General features: G+C 63.8%; 21 protein-coding genes and 2 pseudogenes. 14 read left to right on the top strand and 9 right to left on the bottom strand.

Annotation, left to right across the window (positions count from 1 at the left end; translation table 11 throughout):
- Positions 1–126: 126 nt before the first annotated feature.
- Entirely contained in the window at positions 127–1,485 is a 1,359-nt protein-coding gene (locus CU110_RS03065) for a gluconate:H+ symporter (protein WP_077378405.1), read from the bottom strand.
- A gap of 332 nt (positions 1,486–1,817) precedes the next feature.
- Between CU110_RS03065 and CU110_RS03070 the strand changes: the two genes are divergently transcribed.
- Complete coding sequence (locus tag CU110_RS03070) at positions 1,818–2,369, top strand: gluconokinase (RefSeq protein ID WP_084207934.1); 552 nt, start codon at positions 1,818–1,820, stop codon at positions 2,367–2,369.
- Positions 2,370–2,438: 69 nt separating this feature from the next.
- On the opposite strand, the gene CU110_RS03075 is transcribed toward CU110_RS03070, so the two are convergent.
- Genes CU110_RS03075 through CU110_RS03085 form a run of 3 tightly spaced genes read right to left on the bottom strand, consistent with a single transcriptional unit; the run spans position 2,439 to position 5,003 of the window.
- Positions 2,439–3,476 (bottom strand): LacI family DNA-binding transcriptional regulator, encoded by a 1,038-nt coding sequence (locus CU110_RS03075; RefSeq protein ID WP_084207935.1) that lies wholly within the window; start codon positions 3,474–3,476, stop codon positions 2,439–2,441.
- Positions 3,477–3,503: 27 nt separating this feature from the next.
- Complete coding sequence (locus tag CU110_RS03080; RefSeq protein WP_077378410.1) at positions 3,504–4,430, bottom strand: lysine exporter LysO family protein; 927 nt, start codon at positions 4,428–4,430, stop codon at positions 3,504–3,506.
- Positions 4,431–4,442: 12 nt separating this feature from the next.
- Complete coding sequence (locus CU110_RS03085; RefSeq protein ID WP_127734520.1) at positions 4,443–5,003, bottom strand: hypothetical protein; 561 nt, start codon at positions 5,001–5,003, stop codon at positions 4,443–4,445.
- A 22-nt stretch (positions 5,004–5,025) separates the two neighbouring features.
- Between CU110_RS03085 and CU110_RS03090 the strand changes: the two genes are divergently transcribed.
- Positions 5,026–5,586, top strand: coding sequence for a DJ-1/PfpI family protein (locus tag CU110_RS03090; protein ID WP_077378415.1), 561 nt, complete (start codon positions 5,026–5,028; stop codon positions 5,584–5,586).
- Between the two features lie 15 nt (positions 5,587–5,601).
- On the opposite strand, the gene CU110_RS17485 is transcribed toward CU110_RS03090, so the two are convergent.
- Positions 5,602–6,234: a pyridoxal-phosphate dependent enzyme gene (locus CU110_RS17485; RefSeq protein ID WP_127734522.1), complete on the bottom strand. Its 633-nt coding sequence runs from the start codon at positions 6,232–6,234 to the stop codon at positions 5,602–5,604.
- Positions 6,164–6,565: pseudogene (locus CU110_RS17490) on the bottom strand (pyridoxal-phosphate dependent enzyme); the annotation flags it as partial. The pseudogene CU110_RS17490 and the gene CU110_RS17485, both read right to left, overlap by 71 nt.
- A gap of 57 nt (positions 6,566–6,622) precedes the next feature.
- Between CU110_RS17490 and CU110_RS03105 the strand changes: the two are divergent.
- Positions 6,623–7,090, top strand: coding sequence for an Lrp/AsnC family transcriptional regulator (locus CU110_RS03105; RefSeq protein ID WP_077378421.1), 468 nt, complete (start codon positions 6,623–6,625; stop codon positions 7,088–7,090).
- Positions 7,091–7,100: 10 nt separating this feature from the next.
- On the opposite strand, the gene CU110_RS03110 is transcribed toward CU110_RS03105, so the two are convergent.
- Entirely contained in the window at positions 7,101–7,877 is a 777-nt protein-coding gene (locus CU110_RS03110; RefSeq protein WP_164850261.1) for an NAD(P)-dependent oxidoreductase, read from the bottom strand.
- A gap of 219 nt (positions 7,878–8,096) precedes the next feature.
- On the opposite strand from CU110_RS03110, the gene doeA reads away from it, so the two are divergent.
- From doeA to CU110_RS03150, 8 genes and pseudogenes are all read left to right on the top strand, one after another.
- Positions 8,097–9,323, top strand: coding sequence for an ectoine hydrolase DoeA (doeA, locus tag CU110_RS03115; RefSeq protein WP_077378504.1), 1,227 nt, complete (start codon positions 8,097–8,099; stop codon positions 9,321–9,323).
- 35 nt (positions 9,324–9,358) lie between these two features.
- Positions 9,359–10,443, top strand: a pseudogene (doeB, locus tag CU110_RS03120) (N(2)-acetyl-L-2,4-diaminobutanoate deacetylase DoeB).
- Positions 10,440–10,940 (top strand): Lrp/AsnC family transcriptional regulator, encoded by a 501-nt coding sequence (locus CU110_RS03125; RefSeq protein WP_240499656.1) that lies wholly within the window; start codon positions 10,440–10,442, stop codon positions 10,938–10,940. Before doeB ends, CU110_RS03125 begins: the two are co-directional and overlap by 4 nt.
- A gap of 7 nt (positions 10,941–10,947) precedes the next feature.
- Positions 10,948–11,574: a glutamate racemase gene (gene murI / locus CU110_RS03130; RefSeq protein ID WP_127734526.1), complete on the top strand. Its 627-nt coding sequence runs from the start codon at positions 10,948–10,950 to the stop codon at positions 11,572–11,574.
- A gap of 153 nt (positions 11,575–11,727) precedes the next feature.
- A complete protein-coding gene (trmA, locus tag CU110_RS03135; protein WP_084207940.1) occupies positions 11,728–12,858 on the top strand; it encodes a tRNA (uridine(54)-C5)-methyltransferase TrmA in 1,131 nt (376 codons plus the stop codon).
- A 222-nt stretch (positions 12,859–13,080) separates the two neighbouring features.
- A complete protein-coding gene (locus CU110_RS03140) occupies positions 13,081–17,919 on the top strand; it encodes an NAD-glutamate dehydrogenase (protein WP_084207941.1) in 4,839 nt (1,612 codons plus the stop codon).
- 30 nt (positions 17,920–17,949) lie between these two features.
- Positions 17,950–19,032, top strand: coding sequence for a hypothetical protein (locus CU110_RS03145; protein WP_127734528.1), 1,083 nt, complete (start codon positions 17,950–17,952; stop codon positions 19,030–19,032).
- Positions 19,033–19,143: 111 nt separating this feature from the next.
- Entirely contained in the window at positions 19,144–20,190 is a 1,047-nt protein-coding gene (locus CU110_RS03150; protein ID WP_127734530.1) for a quinone-dependent dihydroorotate dehydrogenase, read from the top strand.
- Between the two features lie 644 nt (positions 20,191–20,834).
- Here CU110_RS03150 and rmf read toward each other — a convergent pair.
- Positions 20,835–21,044, bottom strand: a complete 210-nt coding sequence (gene rmf / locus CU110_RS03155) for a ribosome modulation factor (RefSeq protein ID WP_043334308.1) — start codon at positions 21,042–21,044, stop codon at positions 20,835–20,837.
- 320 nt (positions 21,045–21,364) lie between these two features.
- Here rmf and rlmKL point away from each other — a divergent pair, with 320 nt between their 5' ends.
- Positions 21,365–23,581: a bifunctional 23S rRNA (guanine(2069)-N(7))-methyltransferase RlmK/23S rRNA (guanine(2445)-N(2))-methyltransferase RlmL gene (gene rlmKL, locus CU110_RS03160; RefSeq protein WP_084207944.1), complete on the top strand. Its 2,217-nt coding sequence runs from the start codon at positions 21,365–21,367 to the stop codon at positions 23,579–23,581.
- A 3-nt stretch (positions 23,582–23,584) separates the two neighbouring features.
- The gene (locus CU110_RS03165; protein ID WP_127734532.1) at positions 23,585–23,932 is read left to right on the top strand and encodes a glutaredoxin family protein; all 348 of its coding nucleotides are present in this window, start codon (positions 23,585–23,587) and stop codon (positions 23,930–23,932) included.
- An 85-nt stretch (positions 23,933–24,017) separates the two neighbouring features.
- Here CU110_RS03165 and CU110_RS03170 read toward each other — a convergent pair whose 3' ends face one another.
- A complete protein-coding gene (locus tag CU110_RS03170) occupies positions 24,018–24,296 on the bottom strand; it encodes a WGR domain-containing protein (RefSeq protein ID WP_077378449.1) in 279 nt (92 codons plus the stop codon).
- A gap of 167 nt (positions 24,297–24,463) precedes the next feature.
- On the opposite strand from CU110_RS03170, the gene pdxB reads away from it, so the two are divergent.
- On the top strand, positions 24,464–25,588 hold the full coding sequence (gene pdxB / locus CU110_RS03175) for a 4-phosphoerythronate dehydrogenase PdxB (RefSeq protein ID WP_346427156.1): 1,125 nt from the start codon (positions 24,464–24,466) through the stop codon (positions 25,586–25,588).
- Positions 25,589–25,658 lie beyond the last annotated feature (70 nt).

The following is a 25,658-nucleotide window of genomic DNA, read 5'->3' on the forward strand; positions in this document are numbered from 1 at the left end:
AGGCGCAATGCAAAAGTGGGAAATAGCGTGCAAGACGCGCGATAGGGAATTCTGGCATTTGCCAGGCACAAAAAAAGCTGCCACACGCCGTGGCAGCTTTTCGTCAGCGCTCCGGGTCGCGGGTGTCTAGAGGAACAGCCCGATCAGCAGCGCCATGCTGACGCCGATCACGCCGATCAACGTCTCCATCACCGTCCAGCTTTTCAGGGTGTCCTTCTCGGTCAGGCCGAAGTAGCGGCTGACCAGCCAGAAGCCGGAGTCATTGACGTGACTGAGCACGGTGGCGCCACTGGCGATGGCGATCACCACCAGTCCCAGCACCGGACCGGACAGCGCCAGCGTATCGATGACCGGCGCCATCAGGCCGGCGGCGGTGATCATCGCCACGGTAGCCGAGCCCTGGATGACACGCACCGCGGTGGCGATCAGGAAGGCGAGCAGGATCGGTGGCAGATTGCTGTCGGCCATCAGGGTGCCGAGCACGTCACCGACGCCTGAGTCGATCAGCATCTGCTTGAAGACACCGCCAGCCCCGGTGACCAGAATGATGATGCCGGCCGGCTCGAGTGCCTTGGTGGCGACTTCCATCACCTGTTCACGCGTCATGCCGCGACGCGTGCCCAGCAAGGTGAAGGCCATCAGCGTGGCCAGACTCAGCGCCACGAAGGGATGGCCGAGAAAGCCCAGCCAGCCGACCAGCGGACTGTCGTCACCGAACAGGAAGCCGGAGACGGTGTTGAGCACGATCAGCGCCAGCGGCAGCAGCACGATGGACAGGATCAACCCGAAGCCCGGGGCGCGCTGATTGACCTCTTCATCGCTCATCACGCTGCCGGCATTTTCCATGTACTCCGGGATCTTGGCATCGATACGCTTGGCGATGAAGCGACCGAAGATCGGGCCCGCGACAATCATCGCCGGCAGACCGCACAGCGCCCCGAACAGGATCACGTAGCCGAGGTCGGCGCCGATCAGCTTGGCGACCGCGATCGGCCCCGGGGTCGGCGGAATGAAGGAGTGGGTGACGGCCAGACCGGCCAGCAGCGGAATGCCGTAATAGAGCAGCGAGCGGCCGCTGCGACGCGCCAGTGCATAGACCAGCGGCACCAGGATGATGAAGGCCACATCCAGGAATACCGGAATCGCGACCAGGAAGCCGGTCAGCGCCAGCGCCCACTGGGAACGTGAGGTCCCGAAGCGCCCCAGCAGGGTATTGGCCATGCGGTCGACGCCGCCGGACACTTCCAGCATCTTGCCGAACATCGCGCCGAGCCCGACCACGGTGGCCACGAAGCCCAGGGTGTTGCCCATGCCGTTGGTGACGGAATCGATGATGGCATCGGGCTGCATGCCGGTGGCCAGTCCGACCCCCAGACTCACCACCAGCAGGGCAACGAAGGCATGCAGGCGCAGGCGCATGACGAGGTAAAGCAGCAGCAGAATGCCGCCGAGGGCGGCAAGGACGAGGGTGCTATCTGGGGACATGATGGCGAACTCTTGCGGCTGGCAACGGCGTGATCATCGGCCATTGCCCAAAGGCGTATTGTGTGAGGCGTCGTGGGTCGTGCAGGATGAAAGTTACCGGTAACATTAACGCTTACGCAATGATCCGAAAGGTGCATGAGGGACAAAAGTCTGTCGCGTCTGGCAGCTGACTGTCCGCCAACGGGCAGTCGCTCAGTGCGCGACAGCCGTCCCGAGGCGCCGGAGAAGGGATTGATCGGCAACATCGGGTACGCTGGTGGGCCATCGTTTTCATTCAGGGGGAGAGGGTTTTCATGCAGCAGCAGGCAGAAGGAGCATCAGCGGTCGCGTCGATGCCGACCAGGTCAGAGGCTCTGGCCGCTCAGGGTGGCGTGCGTCTGGTGGTCATGGGGGTGTCGGGCTGTGGCAAGTCACACGTCGGGCAGCAGCTGGCGGCGTGCCTGGGCGCGCAGTTCATCGATGGTGACGATTATCACGGTGAGGCCAACGTGGCCAAGATGGCGCGCGGCATCCCGCTGGATGACGATGATCGCCACGGCTGGCTGGCCCGTCTGGCCGAGCTGATCGAGGATGCGCGTCGCGACGGGCGCAGTCTGGTACTGGCCTGCTCGTCCTTGAAGCGACGTTATCGGGATCAACTGCGTGGCGGGGACCCCGCGCTGGGCTTCGTGTTCCTCGAAGGCTCGCGCGAGCTGCTGCTGGAACGCCTTGAGGCGCGGACCGATCATTTCTTCAAGGGCGCTGACATGCTCGACAACCAGCTGGCGACGCTCGAGGTGCCCGGCGACGATGAAGGGCGCATCCACACCCTCGACATCAGCGCCACGCCTCAGGCGCTGGTCGAGAGTGTCTGTCAGCAGATCCTCGACGCGCCGGAGCGCTAGTCAGCCGCCAGACGTCTCACGGCGACAGGTTACTGCCGCGTATCACAACTAGAGGCTGCCACCACGTATTCACGAGGACAGGCTACCGCCAGTCTGCAGGCTGAAGCCCAGGTCTTCCCACAGGCCGTGGGGCGTGGCGTCGAGATCGCCGCTCAAGCGCGCCAGCAGCAGGGCGGCGGCGCGTTCGCCGATCTTTCGGCGCGGCGTGACCACGCTGGCAAGCGCAGGCCAGGTGCCACGGGTCATCTCCAGACCATTGAAGCCGGCCAGCGCCAGCCGTGCCGGCACTTCCAGGCCGCGACGCTGACACTCGAACAGTGCACCGGCGGCCAGGTCGTCGTTGCAGCAGAAGACGGCGTCGAGATTCGGCCACCGAGTCAGCATCTCGTCCAGCAATTCGCCGCCCAGCTTGACGCTTGAGGGTGCCGGAGTGGTCATCAGGTACTCCTGTGACAGGCCGGCGGCCTCGACGGCGGCGCGCCAGCCCGCCAGACGCTGCTCGACGCGGCGGTCCATGCGCGCGGCCAGAAAGCCGATGTGCCGGCGGCCGCTCTCGATCATCGCCTCCGCCATGGCGCGGCCGGCGGCGTGCTGATCCAGCCCCACCGCCATGTCCAGTGGCGCCTCACGCTTTTCCATGCACTCCACCACGGCACAGCCGGAGCGCGCGATCATCTCGGTGACGCGTTCGCTGTGGCGGCTGCCGCACAGCACCAGACCGTCCACGCCGAACGAGAGCCAGGTCTCGATCAGGCGCTCCTCTTCTTCCATCGAATAGCCGGTATGGCCGATCAGCAGCTGATAGCCGGCGGCGGCCAGCGGTGCCTCAAGCCCTCGATGCAGTTCCGAGAACACGGCATTGGACAGTGACGGGATCAGCAGCGCGATCAGCCGGGAGCGACCACTGGCGAGGCTGCCGGCCTGGCGGTTGGGCATGTAACCCAGTTCGCGGGCGCACTCCCGTACCCGCTCGCGCATGGCGGCGGAGACCTTTTCGGGCTGGTTGAGCGCGCGCGAGACCGTGACCTTGGTCACGCCCAGGCGAGCGGCGATGTCGGCGAGCGTCACGCGTCTGGGGCGCGGTGGAGTGTGATGCAGAGGCGGCATGGCAATGTCAGGCGCTGGAAAGAGAGATCAGACGTGGCTGAGCGAGAGCAGGAACAGGATCATCGGCGGCGAGGCCAGCGAGAGCAGAAAGCCGGATACGACGGCCACGGGCACGCAGGCAACGCCGCCGGTCTGCTGGATGACCGGCAAAGTGAAGTCCATCGAGGTCGCGCCGCCGAAGCCGATGGCCAGCGGCGTGAAGCGTTGGATGGTCAGCGGGATCAACAGGAAGGCGAGCAGTTCGCGGCTCAGGTCATTGAAGAAGGCTGCGCCACCCAGAATCGGCCCGAGCTGATCACCGATCAGGATGCCTGACAGCGAATACCAGCCGAAACCGGCCGACATCGCCATGCCCTGATTCCAGTCGAGTGCCAGAAGCGGTGCCGCCAGCAGTCCGCCCAGCAGCGAGCTCGCCATCACCGTCAGCGCGATGAACAGGCCATGGCGGTTGAGCAGGATCTGGCGCAGGCTCATGCCGGAGCTTCTCAGCTGGCAGCCGATCAGCGCCAGCAGGGCATAGAGTGCCCACTCGGCCAGGGTGTCGGTGTCGAGCGAGATCTCCATCAGTCCCAGCACGACGCCCGCCGCGACGCCCAGCGCGACCGCCGCCGCCAGTGTCAGGGAGCCGGACAGCGCTTCCCAGCGGGTCATCGGCGCTCCCTCCACCACGCGTGAGGCATCCGCACGCAGTGCACTGCGGCGTGACAGCGCCCACAGTGCCAGCAGATTCAATGGCGTGATGATGGCGAACAGAATCACCGCCTGCCCGCTCATGGCGGCCATGCCGGCGCCGAGTTGCTCCAGCCCGGCAAGCCCCATGCCCATCAGGAACAGGATGACGTAGATCGAGGCATTCACCAGCTGATTGACGACCGCCAGACGTGCGGGCTGCTCGATACGCACCAGATAGCCGAGAATCAGCGGCAGCAGGATGAAGATGAGACCCGAGAGCATGACCCTTCCTTGTCATTGGTCCTCGTAGTCGAGGTAGTCGAGAGCCACCATCAGGCCCGGCCAGCGGGGGGCCAGCCACAGGCGGTAGTGCTTCTGATCACGATGCTTGCGCCAGGTGTCCAGCCGCAGGGTGCGGAAGGTCTGACCGGCGGCCACGCGGGATTCCTGGGCCTGGATCTCATACATCAGTGTCCGGGTGCGTCCCTTGTGATCCAGATATTCCAGCGCACAGGGGGCTCCCGTCAGGCAACTTCCCGCGGCCCACTGGGCATCGGCCTGCTGGCTCAGCAGTACCAGCAGGGTCTGGCGGTCGGGGAGGAGCGTCTCGTCAGGCTCGGGTGCCTCGCGGCTGTAGTCCTTGCCGATACCCGCCAGACGATAACCGGAACGATACCCGGCCGGCTGCAGCTGGCCCTCCTTGAGGAGGAAGCGTCCCTGCTCGTAGCCGCTGGCCACCTTGATGGAGGCCTCCATGCTGGCGATGTAAAGCTCCCCGCTCTGGCTGATGCGCTGCGTGATGGGCACATCCGGCCAGCCGTCCAGCACCAGGATGTATTGAGCGGTGAAGGGCACGGGGTTCAATCAGGAGATCATCATGGCCAGCATTGTCATCATTGCCGGAGATTTTGTGGAAGACTATGAGCTGATGGTGCCGTTCCAGGCGCTGCAGGCGATGGGTCATCGGGTCGATGTGGTATGCCCGGACAAGCGTGAAGGCGATATCGTCAAGACGGCGATCCACGACTTCGAAGGCGATCAGACCTATACCGAGAAGCCGGGTCACAACTTCGCGCTCAACGCGAGCTTCGCCGACCTCAAGGCGGAAGACTACGATGCGCTGCTGATTCCCGGTGGCCGCGCCCCCGAGTACCTGCGTCTGGACGAGCGCGTGCTGAACCTGGTGCGTCACTTCGTCGAGGCCGACAAGCCCATCGCCGCCGTCTGCCATGGCCCGCAGCTGCTGGCGGCTGCCATGTCGCTGGAAGGCCATCGCGTCAGCGCCTATCCGGCCTGCGCGCCGGAGGTCAAGCTGGCAGGTGGCGAATTCGTGTCACTGGAAGTCACCGATGCCGTGACCTCCGGCAAGCTGGTGACCGCGCCGGCTTGGCCGGCCCACCCGGAGTGGCTTCGTCAGTTCAATGCCCTGCTGGCATGAGGCGGTGTCGTCGTTTCAGGCGGTGAGTCTCTCGATCCAGGCGCGATGCGGGGCGAGGCGTGACTGGTGTTCCGCCCGCCAGACGGGGTCGCCCAGGGTGCTGGCGTAGCGGCTGGCATGATCACAGGCCAGCAGCAGCCAGCTACCCGTCAGCGCCTCGCCGCGGGCGTGCTTGAGCTCGAGGGTTTCCAGCAGGCCCGCGAAGGCGGTGCCGGTGGAGGGCCCGACGGCAAGCCCGGCATGCTCTGCCAGCCATAGTGCCGCCGCCTGGCTGCGGGCATCCGCGATGCGTCGATAATCATCGAAGTGCACGGGGTCGAACGCCTCCAGTACACAGGGGCGGCCAATGCCCTCGATGGGGTTGGGTGCCTGAGGCGCGGGTAGTGAGGTCATGCGGGTGCCATGGGTGTGATGGTGCTGCCAGCAGGCATGATAGACGGAGTGTTCGGGGTCCACGCCGATCACGCGAGCGCCATGGCCCCTGTGGTGTAGAGGCCCCGAGTGGTGAAAAGGCCCCGTGTGGTGTAGAGGCCCCGAGTGGCTCGCTCTGCCAGTCGCTGGCCGTGGCGGCATGCTGGAACTGGTTGAGGAAGTGGCCGCCGCTGTCCTCGGCCAGCGCCTGGGCGGACTGGCAGAGGTGGACGGCATTCTCGATCTCCACGACACGCCCGCCCTCGTCACGAATCGCCTTCAGCTTGTCACATGCGGTGCCCTTGGGTACCACGGCGATGAATTCCAGTCCCAGGCGGCGTGCCAGCCACGCTTCAGAGACCGCCGTGGAGCCTGACGAGGCGTCGATGACCGGGCGTCCGGGACTGAGACAGCCTTGCTTCAAGGCCTGCTCGAACAACGCCATGGCCAGTCGATGCTTGAGTGAACCACTGGCGTGGGCGCGCTCGTCCTTGATCAGCACGCGCGCCTCGCCAAGCCCGCAAAGCGCAAGCTCCCTGAGCGGAGTGACGGGCGTGGCTGCCTTCAAGGCGGCCAGCTGTGCCAGGCACTCCTGTCGCCATGCTTCCAGAGGCGCCCTGTGCAGATGGAGAAAATTGTGCTCGATGCCACGGACCGCGCGCTGCTGCGGCTGTTGCAGCGTGATGCCAGCCTGTCATTGGCGGCACTGGCGGAGTCGGTGCATCTGACCACCTCACCCTGCTGGAAACGCCTCAAGCGGCTGGAGGAATGCGGGGTGATCACCGCGCGGGTGGCGCTGCTGGATGCCGAGCGGGTCGGGCTGGGGCTGACCGCCTTCGTGCAACTCAAGACCCGCGATCATTCGCGGGCCTGGTTCGAGCGGTTCGTGGCGGTGATCGAGGAGATCGAGGAAGTCACCGAGTTCTATCGCATGGCGGGCGACTATGACTACCTGCTCAAGGTTCAGGTCGCGGACATGAATGCCTACGACCGCGTCTACAAGCAGCTGGTCAATACCCTCGATGACCTCACCGATGTCTCGGCACGCTTCGCGATGGAGTGTCTCAAGTCGACCACCGCGCTTCCGGTGTGAAACGCACGCCTCAGTAGCCGTGTTCCAGACTGATGCCCGTCAGGGACTCACCGCGCTGCACGCGGCGGATGTTCTCCGCCAGCTGGTCGGCGGCCTCGGAGACCGGGGTCGGGGCGGCGGCGTGCGGGGTGATGATCACCTTCGGGTGCTGCCACAGCGGGCTGTCGCCGGCGAGCGGCTCATGCTGGAAGACATCCAGCAGCGCGCCGCGCAACTGATCCTTCTCCAGCGCCGCGAGCAGATCCTCCTCGACCACGCTGCTGCCGCGGCCGGGATTGATCAGCACGGCGTCATCGGGCAGGGCCGCGAAGACCTCTGCATTCAGCACGTCGCGAGTGGCGGTGGTGTTGGGCAGCAGGTTGATCACCGCCTTGAGGCCAAGCGTTTCATCTCCCAGCACTGCCTTGAGCGAGCGACCGCCTTCCCCCTGTTCATGGTGGCAGGTCACGCCCTCCAGGGTGTGGGCGCTGCGGCTGAAGCCATGCACGGGGTAGCCGTCTGCCGCCAGCGCCTCGGCGATCTGCCGGCCGATGGCACCCAGGCCGAGCACCGCGACCGGATAATGCCTGGCGCGCACCACGCGATGTGGCGCCCAGTGACGCTCTGACTGCTGGACAGCGTAGCGATCGAAGTCACGTCGGAAGTGCAGCAGGCCGTAGCGCACGTAATCGAGCATGTGGCTGGCCATGCCGGCATCGCGCAGCTTGAGCACCGGCACCTCTCGAGGCAGGGCGGGATTGGCCAGCAGGCTGTCCACGCCGGCACCCAGATTGAGAATCGCCTTCACGTCGCGATCCTTTGACCCGCTGTCGGCAGAGTGACAGACTCGAATCAAGAGGGGAATTCGGATGTTCGCATATACGTTGACGGCTCCGCCCCGACGTGCTGCTTGCCTCAAGGCCTGATTGAACAGGAGCGCTGCATGAGCCAATTCCCGTCGCATCCGCCTATTGCCCAGCCTCCATTCGCGGGGCTCTACAACTTGCCGAATGGCGAAGCGCAGGCGATGCCCGACAACTGGGTACCGCGGCCACTGTCGGCCGGACGCCAGGCCTTCACCATCGGGGAATATCACGCCCGTATCCAGCGTGTCCGGGAAGCGATGGCGCGTGCCGGCATCGATGTGATGGTGATTTCCGACCCCTCCAACATGGCCTGGTTGACCGGTTATGACGGCTGGTCCTTCTATGTGCACCAATGTGTACTGCTGGGTCTGAGCGGTGAGCCAGTCTGGTACGGACGCCGTCAGGACGGCAACGGCGCGCTGCGTACCTGCTGGATGGGCGAGGACAACATCCTGTGGTATCCGGATTACTACGTGCAGAATCCGGACATGCATCCGATGGAGTTTCTCGCCCAGTCTATCCTGCCGCAGCGCGGCTGGCACGACGGCGTGGTGGGGGTCGAGCTCGACAACTACTACTACTCGGCGCGTGCCCATCTGGCGCTGGTCAAGGAGTTGCCCCACGCGCGACTGGTGGACGCCAACTCGCTGGTCAACTGGTGTCGGGCGATCAAGTCCGAGCAGGAGATCGCCTACATGCGCGTGGCGGGGCGCATCGTCGAGCGCATGCACTCGCGCATCCTCGAGATGATCGAGCCGGGCCTGCCCAAGAGTGCACTGGTCGCCGAGATCTATCGTGTCGGGGTCGAGGGTGTGGTCGGGCCGAATGGCGAGATTCTCGGCGGCGACTATCCGGCCATCGTGCCATTGCTGCCGACCGGCAGTGATGCCGCTGCCCCTCACCTGACCTGGGATGACACGCCGTTTCGCGAGGGCGAGGGCACCTTCTTCGAGATCGCCGGCTGCTACAAGCGCTATCACGCGCCGCTCTCGCGCACCGTGTTTCTCGGTCGGCCGCCGCGCGATTTCGTGCGTGGTGAGTCCGCCCTGCTGGAAGGCATCGAAAGCGGCCTGGCCATCGCCAGACCGGGCAATCGCTGCTGCGACATCGCGCTGGCGCTGGGCGCGGCGATGGACAAGTACGGCTTCGACCGGGGGGGCGCACGTTGCGGCTATCCCATCGGCATCAGCTATCCGCCGGATTGGGGCGAGCGCACCATGAGTCTGCGCCCCAGTGACGAGACGGTGCTGGAACCGGGCATGACCTTCCACTTCATGCCCGGCATGTGGATGGATGACTGGGGGCTCGAGATCACCGAGTCGATCCTGATCACCGAGAATGGTGCCGAGCCATTGTGTGACGTGCCCCGCCAGCTGTTCGTCAAGTGACGGGCTGGCAGTTCGTCCGGCCAAGGAGGCCTGTCATGCGTGAATCTCCCGTCAGCCTGACCATTGACCTGAACGCCGATGGCCTTCAGCACGGCTTCTTCAAGTTGCCGATTTCCACCGATGAGTCTGCCTGGGGTGCCGTGATGACCCCGATCAGCGTGATCGCCAACGGTGAAGGCCCCACGGTGCTGCTCACCGGCGGCAATCACGGTGACGAGTACGAGGGCATCACCGCGCTCTACAAGCTGGCGGCCCGCCTCACGCCCGAGGACGTGCAGGGGCGTGTCATCATCGTGCCGACCATGAATGCGCTGGCGGCCAAGGCCGGCCGGCGCTGCTCGCCACTTGATGGCGGCAATCTCAATCGCAGCTTCCCCGGCGATCCCGAGGGGGACCTACCGAGCAGATCGCCGACTATTTCACCCGGGTGCTGGTACCGCAGTGTGACTACGCGCTGGACCTGCATTCCGGTGGCCGCACCCTGGATATCCTGCCGTTCGCGGCCGCGCACCGCCTGGACTATCTCGAGGCGTCGCTGGGCGTGGAGCAGTGCCGTCATCAGGAAGCCGAGAGTCTGGCCGGCGCGCTGGCCTTCGGTGCGCCTTCGGCGATGATGATGTTCGAGCTGGATGCCGAGGCGCTCTACGACACTGCCGTGGAGCGCCAGGGCAAGGTCTTCGTCACCACGGAGCTGGGGGGCGGCGGTTCCACCACGCCTGAGCGCCAGGCGATCGCCGACCGTGGCGTCGACAACTTCCTCGCCTTCAGTGGCGTGCTGCGCGAACGCAGTCGTGCCGACCTGGAAGGCGATGTCGAGCGACGCCATGCCGACCAGGCGGCCAGGCCGCTGCTGATCGACATGCCGGATGCCAGCTGCTACGTGCAGAGTGAGCATGAAGGCCTGCTGGAACTGTGCGTGGCGCTGGGTGAGCAGGTCAGCGCGGGGCAGTGCGTGGCTCGGGTCTACCCGCTGGGGCGGGCCGGTCAGCCGGCGGTGGAATATCGTGCCGAGCGCGACGGCGTGCTGGTGGCCCGGCGTTTCCCGGCGCAGGTCAGTCTCGGCGATACGCTGGCGGTGATCGCCGAGGTGGTGGACGATCTGGCGCGAGATGCCTCATGAGTTCAGGCGCTGCGCGCGCGATGCCCGCGCCCAGGCTTGATGCCTTCGATCTGAAGATTCTGGCGATCCTCGAGCGCGATGGTCGCATTACCAAGTCGCGGCTGGCCGAGGAGATCAATCTGTCGGTCAGCCCGTGCTGGGAGCGGGTCAAGCGCCTTGAGCAGGCCGGTATCATCGAGGGCTATTCGGCGCGCATCAATCAGGCGCTGCTCGAGGCGCAGCGCGGCGGCGCCGTGGTGGCAGCCCCGCGCACGCCGGTATGGGTGGAGATACACCTCAAGCATCACGATGCCGAGAGCTTCCAGCGCTTCGAGCGCGCCATGCGCGAGGCGGACGAGGTGATCGAGTGCGTGGCGGTCGGCGGCGGCGTGGATTATCTGCTGCGTCTCGAGACGGCGAGCATCGATGCCTACCAGCGATTGATCGACCGCTGGCTGGTCTCAGAGCTGGGGATCGATCGTTACTTCACCTACATCGTCACCAAGCAGGTAAAATAGCGCGCCGGTGCTGATCTTTGATTCGGGGGTCGGAGGACTCTCGGTGGCGGCGGAGATTCGCCGCCAATGGCCGACGTTGCCGCTGGCCTATGTGTGTGACAACGCCGCGCTCCCCTACGGCACCAAGGCCGATGACTGGCTGGTGACGCGCATCGCGCAGGTGTGTGCGGCGGCGGTCGAGGCAAGTGGAGCGCGTGCCCTGGTGGTGGCGTGCAATACCGCCAGCACGCTGGCGCTGCAGGCATTGCGCGAGACGTTGTCGATTCCGGTGATCGGTACCGTACCGGCGATCAAGCCTGCCGCGCTGCTGGCGCGCAGCCGTCAGAGCGCGGTGCGCCGCGCACAGGGCGAGCCGCCAGTGTTCGGCTTGCTGGCCACCTCCGCCACGGTGAGGCGTGCCTATACCGAGCAGTTGATCCATGATTTCGCGGCGGACTGCCAGGTGATTCGCGTCGCGGCGGACCCGCTGGTCGCCGAGGCCGAGCGCCGTCTGCGTGGCGAGGCTGCTCGCCCCGAGGTGGTCGCGGCGAGTCTGGCGGATCTCGCGGCGGTACCGGGGCTGGAGGTGGTGATTCTCGGCTGTACCCACTTCCCGCTGCTCAGTGCGGACATCGCCAGCGCCTTGGGCAGGTGAGTCACCAACCCGTGCTTGAGCTTCGCGCTGCCGGTGGTAGGCTAGCGCGCCCAACCTTTGAATGGACGTGATCGGCATGGCTTGCCATGACCCCATCCGCGTCCCTTTGCTCATCGTTTCAGTGCTGCGGTATGCCCGCAGGCAGGAGTCAGTGTGGCCATCGCCATCGTCGATCCCAGTCAGTATGAACAGCAGCTTGCCGAGAAGGCCGAGCAGACCCGCGCCCGTTTCGCCGCCTTCGATGCGCCGGAGCTCGAGGTGTTTCCCTCGCCGCCCAGTCATTACCGCATGCGCTGCGAATTTCGTATCTGGCATGAGGATGACGACCTCTACTATGCGATGTTCGAGGTGGAATTCGACGACGAGGGCAACAAGAAGAAGACGGTCGTGCGGATGGACGACTTCCCGGTGGCCAGCCAGCGCATCAATACGCTGATGCCGCTGCTGCGTGAGCGACTCAAGGCCAGTCCGGTGCTGCGTGAGCGTCTGTTCCAGTGTGAATTCCTCACCACCCTGAGTGGCGAGGCACTGGTCACGCTGATCTATCACCGCAAGCTGGAAGAGGACTGGGAAGCCGAGGCGCGCGCGCTGGAGCAGGAACTCGACATCATGATCATCGGGCGTTCACGCAAGCAGCACCTCGTGCTGACGCGCGATCACGTCTTCGAGCGTCTCGAGGTCGATGGACGTGAATATGTCTATCAGCAGGTCGAGAACAGCTTCACCCAGCCCAACGCCGAGATCTGCCGCTCCATGCTCAGCTGGGCGCGCGACGTGACCCATCCGGACAAGGCGCGAGCGGAAGGCCGGGAGCAGGGCGATCTGGTCGAGCTCTATTGTGGCAACGGCAATTTCACCATCGCGCTGGCCGAGAACTTCCGTCGCGTGCTGGCCACCGAGATCTCGCGGACGTCGGTGGCCTCGGCGCAGGTCAATCTGGCGGCCAATGGCATCGACAATGCCCAGGTGGCGCGCATGTCCGCCGAGGACTTCTCGCTGGCACTGGCCGGTGAGAAGGAGGGGCGTCGCGTGGCGGAGATGGACCTCGAGAATCATGACTTCCGCACCGTGCTGGTGGACCCGCCGCGCGCCGGTCTCGATGCCGACAGCTGCGAGCAGACCGCGCGCTACGAACGGATCGTCTATATCTCCTGCAACCCGCAGACGCTGAGCGAGAATCTCGAGGTGCTGTGCCGCACGCATCGCATCGAGCGTTTCGCGCTGTTCGACCAGTTCCCCTATACCGATCACCTGGAGTGTGGGGTCTATCTCGTCAGGAAGTGAGTGTTAGACTTTCGTTTCATGACGCGAGGCGCAAGTCAATACCCGATGCACAGATGTCATGCAGCATGACCAATATGGAACAGGCATGGGGCCGAGGCACAGACTGCGCTAGTCTGTGATGCACTGCATGAGCCTGCGCCTTGGCATCCTGTCACGGGTGCGAGCGTGGGCTCTCTATGACTATTCTTCCTGATACTTCCATCAGGTCAGTCGAGGTGATTGATGCTACACGTGGCGACGGACGGCAAGCAGGAATTCCTTGCGCAGCTCCAAGAGCAGCTGGACAAGCGACTTCCCAAGGACAAGGTGCAGGAAATCGCGGCCTTTGCGCGCGATTATCATGCGACGGCTTCCTTCGAGGACATGGCCGAGCGCAAGCTGGATGACCTCTACGGCTCCACTCTGGCCATATGGCACTTCCTGCAGAGTCACGCTGCCCCCAAGGTGCGCGCCTACAACCCTGACTTCGAGAAGCATGGTTGGCAGTCCACCCATACCATCATCGAAGTGCTGCACCCGGACATGCCCTTCCTGGTGGACTCGGTGCGCATCGAGCTCAATCGTCGCGGCATCACCGTGCATGCCATCCACAATGCCGTGCTGGCCGTGGCGCGCGATGCCTCCGGTCAGCTGGAGCGCGTGACCGCGCCGCGCGCCGAGAACGCTCCCGAGACGCGCGAGTCACTGATCTACATCGAGATCGATCGTCACAACGATGGCGAGATGCTCGAAGATCTGGAAAACAGCCTGAGTGAAGTGCTGGCTGAAGTGCGGGTCGCCGTGGCGGATTTCGAGGCCATGCGCTCCCAGGGGGCTCAGGCGCTCAGAGAGCTGCGTGACAACCGTCCTGCCACCGTGTCCGAGGCGGATCACCAGGAAGCCTGCGAGTTCATGGAGTGGATGGGCAACGATCACTTCACCTTCCTCGGCTATGACGAATACACCGTCGAAGAGCAGGAAGACGGCACTCGCGTGCTGAGCAAGGTCGAGGGTTCCGAGCTTGGCGTCCTGAAGCTGGACCTCGAGCGCTATCACGAGCAGTCCCGCCATCAGCAGAGCGTCAACAGCGATCAGTACGTGCTGATCCCGGAGCTGCTGTCCTTCGCCAAGAGCGCCTTCCACGCCCGCGTGCACCGTCCGGCCTATCCGGACTACATCACTGTCGAGCGCTTCGATGCCGAAGGCCGCGTGATCGGCGAGCGTCGTTTCCTGGGGCTCTACACCTCAACGGTCTACAACCAGAGTCCGCGCAACGTGCCGATTCTGCGTCGCAAGGTGCAGGACGTCATGGAGGCCGCCGGGGTCAACCCGAAGGGCCACAACGGCAAGCACCTGCTGCAGATTCTGGAAGTCTATCCGCGTGATGACCTCTTCCAGATCTCCACGGATGAGCTGACCCGCACCGCCACCAGCATCCTCAATATCCGTGAGCGTCGTCGCGTGCGTCTGATCGTGCGTGAAGACCGCTTCGGCAAGTTCTTCTCCGTGCTGGTGTTCGTGCCGCGCGATGTCTACTCCACCGACCTGCGCGTGCGCATCCAGAATCTGCTCTGCGAAGAGCTGGATGCCACCTTCGGTGATTTCACGCCGTATCTGTCCGAGTCCGTGCTGACACGCATCCAGTTCATCCTGCGCTTCAAGGGCGACGAGCCTGGTCAGTACGACATGCGCGCGCTGGAGAACAAGATCGCCCAGCTGGCACGCAGCTGGCGTGACGAGCTGCACGCCGCGATGGTGGAAGGCTTCGGTGAAGAGCAGGCCAATGAACTGATGAGCCGTTATCGCGATGCCTTCCCGGGCAGCTACCGTGATGACTTCTCGCCGCGCACCGCCGTCTACGACGTGGGCCATCTGCGTGCGCTGGATGAAGGCGATGTCGTGGCCTTGAGCACCTATCGTCTGGTCGAGGATGACAACTCGGGTGTCAACCTGAAGCTGTTCCACAAGCATCAGCCGATTCCGCTGTCCGACGTGCTGCCGGTTCTCGAGAACCTGGGGCTGCGCGTCATCGGCGAGCGTCCTTACGAGATCGAGCGCAGCGATGCCACCTGCTGGATCCACGATTTCGATCTGGAGCACCACGGCAAGGGCGCAGTCGAGCTGTCCGAAGTGCGCGAGAGCTTCATCGAAGCCTTCAAGAAGATCTGGTCCGGTGAAGCCGAATCCGACGCCTTCAACCGCCTGATCATCGGCTCCGGCCTTGATTGGCGTGAAGTGGCGATGCTGCGTGCCTACGCGCGTTACCTGAAGCAGATCCGCTTCGGCCTCTCCCAGGCCTACATCGCCAATGCCCTGGGCAGCCATCCGGATATCACCCGCGAGCTGGTGCAGCTGTTCAACCTGCGCTTCGACCCGCAGGGTCAGGGCGATGAGGATGACGTCAGCGCCTGCCGCGAGCGCATCAATGGTCTGCTCGATCAGGTCTCCAGCCTCAACGACGACCGTCTGCTGCGTCGCTACGTGGATCTGATGATGGCCACCCTGCGCACCAACTTCTTCCAGCCGGCGGAAGATGGTCAGGCCAAGGACTACATCAGCTTCAAGCTCGATACCCGTCAGATTCCGGACGTGCCCAAGCCGCGTCCGATGTTCGAGATCTTCGTCTACTCGCCGCGCGTCGAGGGCGTGCACCTGCGCGGTGGCAAGGTCGCGCGCGGTGGTCTGCGCTGGTCCGACCGTCACGAGGACTTCCGCACCGAAGTGCTGGGGCTGGTCAAGGCGCAGCAGGTCAAGAACGCGGTCATCGTGCCGGTGGGTGCCAAGGGCGGCTTCGTCTGCAAGCGCATGCCGGAAAGCAACGACCGTGACGTGATCCAGAAGGAAGGTATCGCCTGCTACCAGATCTTCATCCGCGCACTGCTCGACATCACCGACAACCTGTCCGGTGGTGACGTGGTACCGCCGAACGCCGTCGTGCGCTATGACGAAGACGACCCCTACATGGTGGTCGCGGCGGACAAGGGCACCGCGACCTTCTCCGACATCGCCAATGCCATCTCCAACGAGTACGGCTTCTGGCTGGGCGATGCCTTCGCCTCTGGTGGCGCCAACGGCTATGACCACAAGGGCATGGGCATCACCGCCAAGGGCGCCTGGGTCAGTGTGCAGCGTCACTTCCGCGAGATGGGCATCAACATCCAGGAAGACGAGTTCAGCGTGGTCGGTATCGGTGACATGGCCGGTGACGTCTTCGGCAACGGCATGCTGCTGTCCGAGAAGATCCGTCTGGTCGGTGCCTTCAACCACCGCAACATCTTCGTCGACCCGAACCCGGACACCGCGAAGAGCTTCGCCGAGCGCGAGCGTCTGTTCCGTCTGCCGCGTTCCAGCTGGGACGACTACGACAAGAGTCTGATCAGCGAAGGTGGCGGTCTGTTCTCGCGTGATGCCAAGACCATCACCATCACGCCGCAGATGAAGGAAGTCTTCGACATCCGCGAAGACCGCCTGGCGCCCAACGAGCTGATCAACGCGATGCTCAAGGCGCAGGTCGATCTGATCTGGAACGGCGGTATCGGCACCTACGTCAAGGCCTCCACCGAGACTCACGCCGATGTCGGTGACAAGGCCAACGACGGTCTGCGCATCAATGGCAACGAGCTGCGCTGCAAGGTGGTCGGAGAGGGCGGCAACCTGGGGCTGACCCAGCGTGGCCGCATGGAAGCCGCAGCCAAGCGTGGCGTGCGCGTCAACACCGATTTCATCGACAACGCCGGTGGCGTGAACTGCTCGGATCACGAGGTCAACATCAAGATCCTGCTGGACGACATCGTCGCCCGCGGTGACCTGACCGACAAGCAGCGCAACCAGCAGCTGGCCGAGATGACCGACGAGGTCGGCGAGCTGGTGATCAAGGACAACTATCGCCAGACCCAGGCACTGTCGCTCTCCGAGCTGCAGTCCAAGGAAGGCATGGGCGTCTTCCGTCGCTTCATCAATGAACTCGAAGCGGCCGGTACCCTGGATCGCGAGCTCGAGTTCCTGCCCTCCGATGAGGCGCTGATCGAGCGTTCCAATGCCGGTGAAGCCCTGACCCTGCCGGAACTGTCCGTGCTGGTGTCCTACGCCAAGAGCGATCTCAAGACCAGTCTGATCGCCTCTGACGTGCCGGATGACAGCTACGTGCAGCAGCATCTGGAGCGTGCCTTCCCGCGCGTGCTGATGGAGCGCTTCCCGGAGGAAATGTATCAGCACCGTCTGAAGCGTGAGATCGCCGCCACCCAGATCGCCAATGACCTGGTGGATCACATGGGCATCGCCTTCGTGCGTCGCCTGGAAGACACCACCGGTGCCGGCAAGGCCGAGATTGCGCGTGCCTACATCGTGGCGCGTGACAGCTTCAACCTGGAAGCGCTGTGGACCCAGATCGAGGCGCTGGATCACCAGGTGCCGGCCGACATGCAGTACCGCATGATGAGCGATCTGATGCGCCTGATGCGTCGCGCCACCCGCTGGTTCCTGCGCCAGCGCAGCAGCATGGGCGTCAAGGAGAGCATCTCGCACTTCGCGCCGCGTCTGGCTCAGCTGTCCGAGAGCATCGGCGAGCGCCTCAAGGGCGAAGCCCGCGAGCACTGGGAGGCTCGTCGCGACCACTACGTCGAGGCAGGCGTTCCGGAAGCGCTGGCCAGCACCATCGCGGCGACCTCAAGCCTGTATGCCGGTCTCGGCATCATCGAGGCCGCCAAGGTGACCGGCGAGAAGATCAACCGTGTGGCGGAAGCCTTCTACGGCATCGGCCATCGTCTCGAGCTGCCGTGGGTCGGCGACAAGATCAACGGCCTCGAGGTGCAGGACAGCTGGCAGGCCCAAGCGCGCGAGAGCTTCCGTGATGACCTGGATCGTCAGCAGCTGGCCCTGACCGTCAGCGTGCTCAAGCAGGACAATGCCCCGCGCGAGATCGATGAGCGTGTCGACAACTGGATGGCAAGCCATGAAGGACTGGTCAGCCGCTGGTGCTCACTGCTCGGCGAGATGAAGAGTGGTGCCCAGTTGAGCTTCCCGCTGTTCGCCGTCGCACTGCGTGAACTGGTCGATCTGGCCGAGTCCCGTCGCGAGGCGTGAAGAACTTCAGTACAACAAGGCAGAGACACCATGTCACAACGTGCGTTACCCCTTGCCTGCGCCATTGCGCTCGGCCTCTCCAGTCTCGCATCCCAGGCCGTGCTGGCAGATGGCAGCCCTGCACAGCAGCGTGCCGAAGCCGCTGCGGGCAAGCTGGATATCTCCAAGTTTCTCAAGCCGCGCAGCGATGCCCACAGCCAGAACTTCCAGTTCGGTGGTACCAGTGTCCATCAGTTCACCATCAAGGAAGCCGGACGTTATGAGATCGACGGCAACGCCAACTTCGATGTGAGTGATCCCTACACCCTGGATGCCAGCCTGGAAGACGAGCAGGGTGCGATCATCGCCACGGGCACGGGTGACAGGGCATCGGATGGCCTGAACATGAATGTCGAGCTGGAGCCCGGGGTCTACAAGCTGCGCGTACGCGCCGACAAGCTGGGTGCCGGCAAGTCGGGTGGCAATACCTATGAAGTGAACGTGGCGGGCCTCAGCGAGAGCGGTGAGAAGCTCTCCGCCGAGGAAAGCGGCATCGAGACCGGTGACGGTCTGGTGTTCCTGGACACCGATGGTGATGGCCGCCGCACTGCCTTCGTCGATGCAGACGATGAAGTGGCGACCATCAAGCCGGCCACCGTGGCCGCGGCTGAGCAGGCGGCGCGCGAGCAGAAGGCCGCCGAGACCGGCAACGCGGGTAGCTGGGGCCCCACGACGCGCGCTCCCGCCTCCCGCCTCCCGGCGACCGGCAGCGCTGCTGTCACCGAGAGTGAAGCGGAGCCGGACCGTCGTTTCGATGAGATCGTCACCGATGTGCGCATTCGCGAGAAGGGCGAGGTCATGACCTTCGATGTCTCAGATCGCGGCACCGTGACCATCGACAGCGAGACCTTCCCGGGCAGTGAAGGTACCTACAAGCTGCAGATGCGTTTGCTGGATGAGAACGGCAATACCGTTGCCAGCGACAAGGGCGAAGGTTTCGAGGGCGACTTCCACCTCGAGACCGTGCTGGAACCGGGGCGCTACACCGTGTGGGTCAGCGGTCAGAAGTTCGGCACTGCCATGGAAGGGGTCAACAACTACACCGTGCGGGTGCGTCAGCTGGACGTCAAATAAGTCCAGCGATCAGACCCTGACACGGAGTGTCTGTCGCGACGGGCTTCGGGTATACTTCGCGCCCAGTTCCGCTGTCGTCATGCCCCCTGTCGCTGCTGCCTGGAGATCACCATGTACTCGTTTGCTCGCTCGCTTCTGTTCAAGCTCGATCCGGAAACGGCTCATGGTGTGACGCTCAACGCCCTGGACATGGCCCATCGGCTTGGCATGGCGCGTGGATTGGGCGGTGAGGCACCACGTGACCCGGTGACGCTGATGGGCCTAGAATTCCCCAACCGTGTCGGGCTGGCTGCCGGTCTCGACAAGAATGCCGATCACCTCGATGCGCTCGCCGCCCTGGGATTCGGTTTCGTGGAGGTCGGCACGGTGACGCCGAAAGGGCAGGCTGGCAATCCGAAGCCGCGCCTGTTCCGCCTGCCGGAGCACCAGGCGATCATCAACCGCATGGGCTTCAACAATGCCGGGGTTGAGCATCTGGTCGCGAAGGTCAAGGCCAGTCAGGCGCGTGGTGCCTCCGGTGTCGTGTTGGGGATCAACATCGGCAAGAACCTGACCACGGCGGTGGATGATGCGCTGAACGACTATCTGGTCTGCCTCGCGGCCGTGCATGCTCACGCCGACTACATCACCGCCAACATCTCGTCGCCCAACACGCCGGGATTGCGCAATCTGCAGTTCGGGGACCACCTCAATCAGTTGCTGGCGGGGCTGCGCGAGCGCTGTGATCAACTCGATGCCGAGCGTGGCAAGAAGGTCCCGCTGGTGATCAAGATCGCCCCTGATATGGACAGTGAAGAGATTCTGTTCGTGGCGCGGGCGTTGGCGGACAACGGCATCGATGGCGTCATCGCCACCAACACCACCATCGAGCGTACGGCGGTAGCGGGTAGTCCGCATGCGCAGGAGGCGGGCGGACTTTCCGGCGCACCGGTGCGTGAATCCTCCACCCGTGTGATTCGTGGCCTGCGTGAAGCGCTGCCGAACATGCCGATCATCGGTGTGGGCGGTATCACCGATGGCGAGAGTGCACGTGAGAAGATTGCCGCGGGGGCGGATCTGGTTCAGCTGTATTCCGGGCTGATCTATCGCGGCCCGGCGCTGATCGGAGAGTGCGCGCGTGCATTGGAGAAGGCGGATAACGAAAGAGCCGCCTCCTGACATCAGAAGGCGGCCTCGGTACCGGCGTGAATGATGATGTGGCAGTGTCAGCGATGTGTCTCGTGAACTGACATTGCCGTGTTGGCTGCCATGTCCAGCCAGCGTGCACGATGCGAAGCGCTTTTGCCGTCAGGAACGGCGGTCGGGTATTGGCCCATCGAGCTCATCGGGTCCGTGGATGGTGATAGCAGGCCTGCAAGAAGCCTGCTGATGCAGTCAAGGTGAACGTTTGCCCGTGTCGTGCTCCGCGCTGAACCGTCGTTCATGCAGGCCGTCGCCTGCCGCGCATTCTCTGGAGCCATGTCGCGAGGGAATCGACACGAGCGCCAACATCTCGGCCTTTCAAGCGGAGAAGCGAGTCGGCCCCATTGCCTACTGCTTCACGCGCCTGACAGTGCCGTGCGTCTTCAAGATAGAAATAAGGCGTTACCTCCCTGGTGGCTTGTCATGTCGCTAAGCGACGTCCTTGGGATTTTCCGGGTGACATCAGCATCGACTGAGTCACCGTGAACACCTCGAGTCCTCTCTGTACGTGCCTTCCGGCGCCATTGATCAGGCGATCCGGTAGACTGATGCCGGAGAATCCGCTTGCGCAGCGCATCAGGCTGCGTGGGCGGGGTGAAAGGCGCCAGGCGCCATCTTGCTCAGGACAGCACCATGGGGTTCTTGTGGATGCCGGACACGCCGGTCATGCCAGACCATTGGTCGCCACGTCCTTCGCGCCAGCCACTCATCCAGAATTCACGTAGATTGACATCGATACTGGGACAATCATCACGGGAACGACCGGTAACGCCGGCCTTGTAGCCGTGAACATAGGCACGCTGAAAGCGATCACGTTTCTGTCTCTTCATGGATGACCTCTATGTGAGAACCCATCGGCATTGGCCACTGACCAGCCGTGTCGGGAAAGGCCGTGGATGTGAGATGATGGAGGGTCTTGCCAGTACATGCTCGAGCGTGATGGTGGATAGGTCACTGCCGGGCATGCTGCCTGAATGAGGGTTTCGCTCCGTGAACCTCCTTTTCGCTTGGCGTGTCACCTTTCCGAATTGTAGCTACACCTATAGTTTTTAGAACACTGCCTCTGGCTTGTCGACAGCCGTATAGGAATATCGCTAGTGCCAGAAGCCAACTCACAGGAATAAGTCCGGCCTTTGCCGGTGAGAGATTCATGACTGACACGACTTCTGCGACTTCGCCGCGCGCCCCCAGCAACCCGCTCTCCACCTGGTTTGCGACCTGTCCGCGTGGCCTCGAGACCTTGCTGGCTGACGAGCTGACGTCGCTGGGTGCCGAGGTGACCGGCACCACCGTGGCCGGCGTCCACTTCAATGGAAGTCAGGAGACGGCTTACCGCACCATTCTGTGGTCACGCCTGGCCAATCGCATCATTCGCCTGCTGACCCGCGTGGGCGGCGTCGACACCGGCGAGCAGCTGCGCAAGGCGAGCGCCGGCGTCGACTGGGCAATGGAATTGCCGGATCGTGCCTCCATCGCCGTCGATTTTCACGGAACATGGAAAGATATTCGACACACCTTCTTCGGCGCTCAGACCGTCAAGGATGGCATCGTCGAGGCGATGTTCGAGGAAGGTCGCCACAAGCCGACCGTCGATGGCAAGAATGCCGATCTGCGCATCTATGCGCATCTGCACAATGGCTTCATCACCCTGGGCATCGACCTGGTGGGTCGCAGCCTGCATCAGCGTGGCTACCGCCCCGACCTCGCCCATGCGCCACTCAAGGAGAATCTGGCCGCGGCACTGCTGATGCGTGCCGATTGGCCGGCACGTGCGGCGCGGGGTGAGAGCCTGGTCGACCCGATGTGCGGTTCCGGCACGCTGCTGATCGAGGCGGCCTTGATGGCGGCGGATATCGCCCCGCAGTCGCTGAATGAAGACTTCGCCTGCCGCCACTGGGGGCGTCATGACGAGCGTATCTGGAAAGGCCTGCGCGAGGAGATGGAGCAGCGTGCCATCGCCGGGCGCCGCAAGGTCACCGCGCGTCTGTTCGGGCGTGATCATAGCCCGCAGGCGATCTCTGCCGCGCGCTCCAATGCCATGCGTGCCGGCATTCCGGCGCTGATCGAGCTGGAAGGGGCCTCCGTCGCCGAGCTGACCTGTCCAGAGGGTGCCGCCACCGGCCTTGTGATGACCAACCCGCCCTACGGCGAGCGTCTGGGTGAGCTGCCGGCATTGGTGCCGCTCTATGCAAGCCTCGGTGAGCGCATGAAGCGTCACTTCGGCGGCTGGACGCTGGGCATGTTCACCGGCAACCCGGACCTCGGTCACCGTCTGGGCCTGCGTGCGCATCGTCAGTACGCCTTCCGCAACGGTCAGCTGGATTGCAAGCTGCTGATGATCGACGTGGCAGCGCGTGAGCGAGCGGTCGACGAGGACAGCGTGGCGGAAGATGCCCGCAGTCAGCCGGCACTCAGCGAGGGCGGCCAGATGTTCGCCAATCGCCTGAAGAAGAACCAGAAGTCGCTGTCCCGCTGGCTCAAGCAGAGCGGCACCACCTGTTATCGCCTCTATGATGCCGACATGCCGGAATACGCGCTGGCCATCGATATCTACGGGCGTCATGTGCACGTGCAGGAATACACGCCGCCCAAGTCCGTGGATGCCAGTCAGGCGCAGCGTCGTCTGATGGATGCCCTGGCGGCGATTCCGCAGGTACTGGGCTGCTCGCCCAACGATATCCATATCAAGCAGCGCACGCGTCAGGCGGGCAAGGCGCAGTACACCCGTCAGGATAGCTCCGGTCAGCGTATCGAGGTGCAGGAAGGCGACGCCAGACTGTGGGTGAACCTCAAGGACTACCTGGATACCGGCCTGTTCCTGGATCACCGTCCGGTGCGCAAGCTGCTGGGCAAGGAAGCGGACGGCAAGCGGGTGCTCAACCTGTTCTGCTATACTGCGACGGCCACCGTGCACGCGGTTTTGGGCGGTGCCAGCGAGAGTGTCAGCGTCGACATGTCCAATACCTACCTGGACTGGGGGCGCGAGAACTTCAAGCTCAATGGCATCAGCGAGAAGCGTCACCAGCTGGTGCGTGCCGACTGCCTGAAGTGGCTGGAGCGTTCCCGCGAGGAGTTCGACCTGATCTTCCTGGATCCGCCGACCTTCTCCAATTCCAAGAAGATGGAAGGCACCCTGGATATCCAGCGTGATCACGCGCGCCTGATCGACCTGGCGATGGCCAGCCTGGCTCCGGGCGGCACGCTGATCTTCTCCAACAACCATCGTCGCTTCGTGATGGATGACAGCGTCAGCCAGCATCATGTGGTGGAAGACCTGTCGCGCAAGCTGCTGGACCCGGACTTCAAGCGCCGTCCGGATATCCACCACGTCTTCCGCATCCGTCGCGCCAGCGACGTGAAGGGCTGAGCGATGGCCAGCGTCCCACTGTGGCTCTACACCACGGCGGGCTGTCATCTGTGTGCTCGGCTGGAAGCCACGCTGCAGGCGCTGGGGGCCGATGTCACGCTCACGCGGGTCGAGATCGCCTTCGACGCGCAACTGAGCGAGCGTTACGCGACACGCATTCCCGTGCTGGCAAGCGCATCGGGTGCAGAGTACTCGCTGGTAGATGGCGAAGAGGCCTTGCCGGGCTGGTTGCGCGCGCAGGGCGTCGGCAGGGCGTCGACGGGCGTCGATCGGACGCCCCCTGCCAGGCGTGACTCAGGCGTCGAGCCGCAGGGGCATGTCATGCGCCATGGGCGTCGCTTTCTGCGCTGATTCGCATCATGTCCGGGCCTGAACGAAAGACCGCCGCTACCTCAAGGTAGCGGCGGTCTTCTTGTCTGCGGGTCCCTGCGGCGGCCTAGCCTTCCAGCAGTGACATCTGGCGCATGGCATCTTCGGCCTCGGGGCTGTCAGCCGTGGCCTCCAGCACCTTGGTGAAGCCACGTGAGGCCTGGATGTGAGCGAGGTCACTGACCCAGGTCATGGCCTGCTCGTAGCTTTCGGCCAGATCGTGCTTCAGTCCGCCGAACTGGGTGCCGATCTGGCCCCAGGAGCGACTGACGATCCAGTCGCCGAACATGTCCTGATGTACATGGACCAGGACGTAATCATGATGGCTTTCCCAGCGGATGATCACGCGTGACTCCCGAGGTGAAACAGAGGTGGCATGTGGATAGCTCGCAAGGCGCTGCAGGCTTGTGGCGCATGCTGCGTACGCCTAAGATGGCACGGCGGCGAACGCTGAATCATACCATTGTAATCTTCGCATGCCTTGCGGCAAGAAGGCAACAGATGCACATCATCGTGGATGATAACGTCCTTCTGGCAGAAGAGTTCTTCTCTGAATTCGGGGAAGTGATCTGTCTGCCGACCAGCGAGATCACCAATGCCGTCCTCAAGGAAGCCGACATGCTGATCTGCCGCTCCACGCTGAGGGTGGATGAGGCATTGCTGAAGGGCACTCGGGTGCGCTTCGTCGGCTCGCCGATCATCGGCACGGATCATGTCGATCTCGACTGGCTCGAGTCGGCAGGGATTCACTTCACCAATGCGCCGGGCTGCAATGCCGATTCGGTGGTGGATTACGTGCTGTCCTCGCTGTGGCATCTGGCGGAGCAGGAAGGCTTCGATCTGCAGCTCAATCGTCGTTTCGGCGTGGTCGGTGCAGGTCAGGTCGGCTCGAGGCTGATCAAGCGTCTCGAGTCGCTGGGCGCCGAGGTGCTGGTCTGTGATCCTCCGCGCGCTTTCGTCGATATCGATCATCTCGTGGCCGAGTGTGATGTCATCTGCGTGCATACCCCGATGGTGACAGGCGGTGAGTACCCGACCCATCACCTGATCAATGCCGAGCGCATCCGTGCCATGAAGCCCGGCAGCGTATTGCTGAGCGCAGGACGCGGTGGTTGCGTGGATACTGCCGCGCTCAAGCAGCGTCTGCTGGAACAGGCTGATCTGCTGACCGTGCTGGATGTCTGGGAGAACGAGCCGGACATCGATGCGGAGCTGGCCTCGCTGGTGGATATCGCCACGCCGCATATCGCCGGACACAGTCTGGATGGCAAGATGCAGGGAACCGAGATCATCTATCAGCAGGCCTGCCGGCATTTCGGCCTGCCGGCACGGCGCAAGCTGGGCCAGTTGAAGCCGGACCCGTGGCTTCGCAAGCTGGTGCTGACGGGGTGGGCGCCTCCGGAAGAGGCCCTCGGTCTCTGCGTTCGGGCCTGTTACGACGTGCGCCGCGATGCCTTGGGTCTGCGTCGCTATCAGCGCCGCTTCGGCAACGCCGAGGGCTTCCTGCGTTATCGGCGTGAATATCCGTTGCGTCGCGAGTTCTCCACGCTGCGCGTCGAACTCAAGAAGAACGCCCGTGAGCTGCGTGAAGTGCTGGAAGGCTTCGGCTTCTCGCGTGTGAAGCTGGCCAGCAAATGATTACTCCCCGTTTCTCGTGCCTTCTGCCATGCCCGTCACGACGGCGCGTGTCGGCGTCCTCATTTCCTGA

This window comes from Cobetia sp. ICG0124, from assembly GCF_004006355.1.
In the GTDB taxonomy this organism is placed as follows: Bacteria; Pseudomonadota; Gammaproteobacteria; order Pseudomonadales; family Halomonadaceae; genus Cobetia; species Cobetia marina.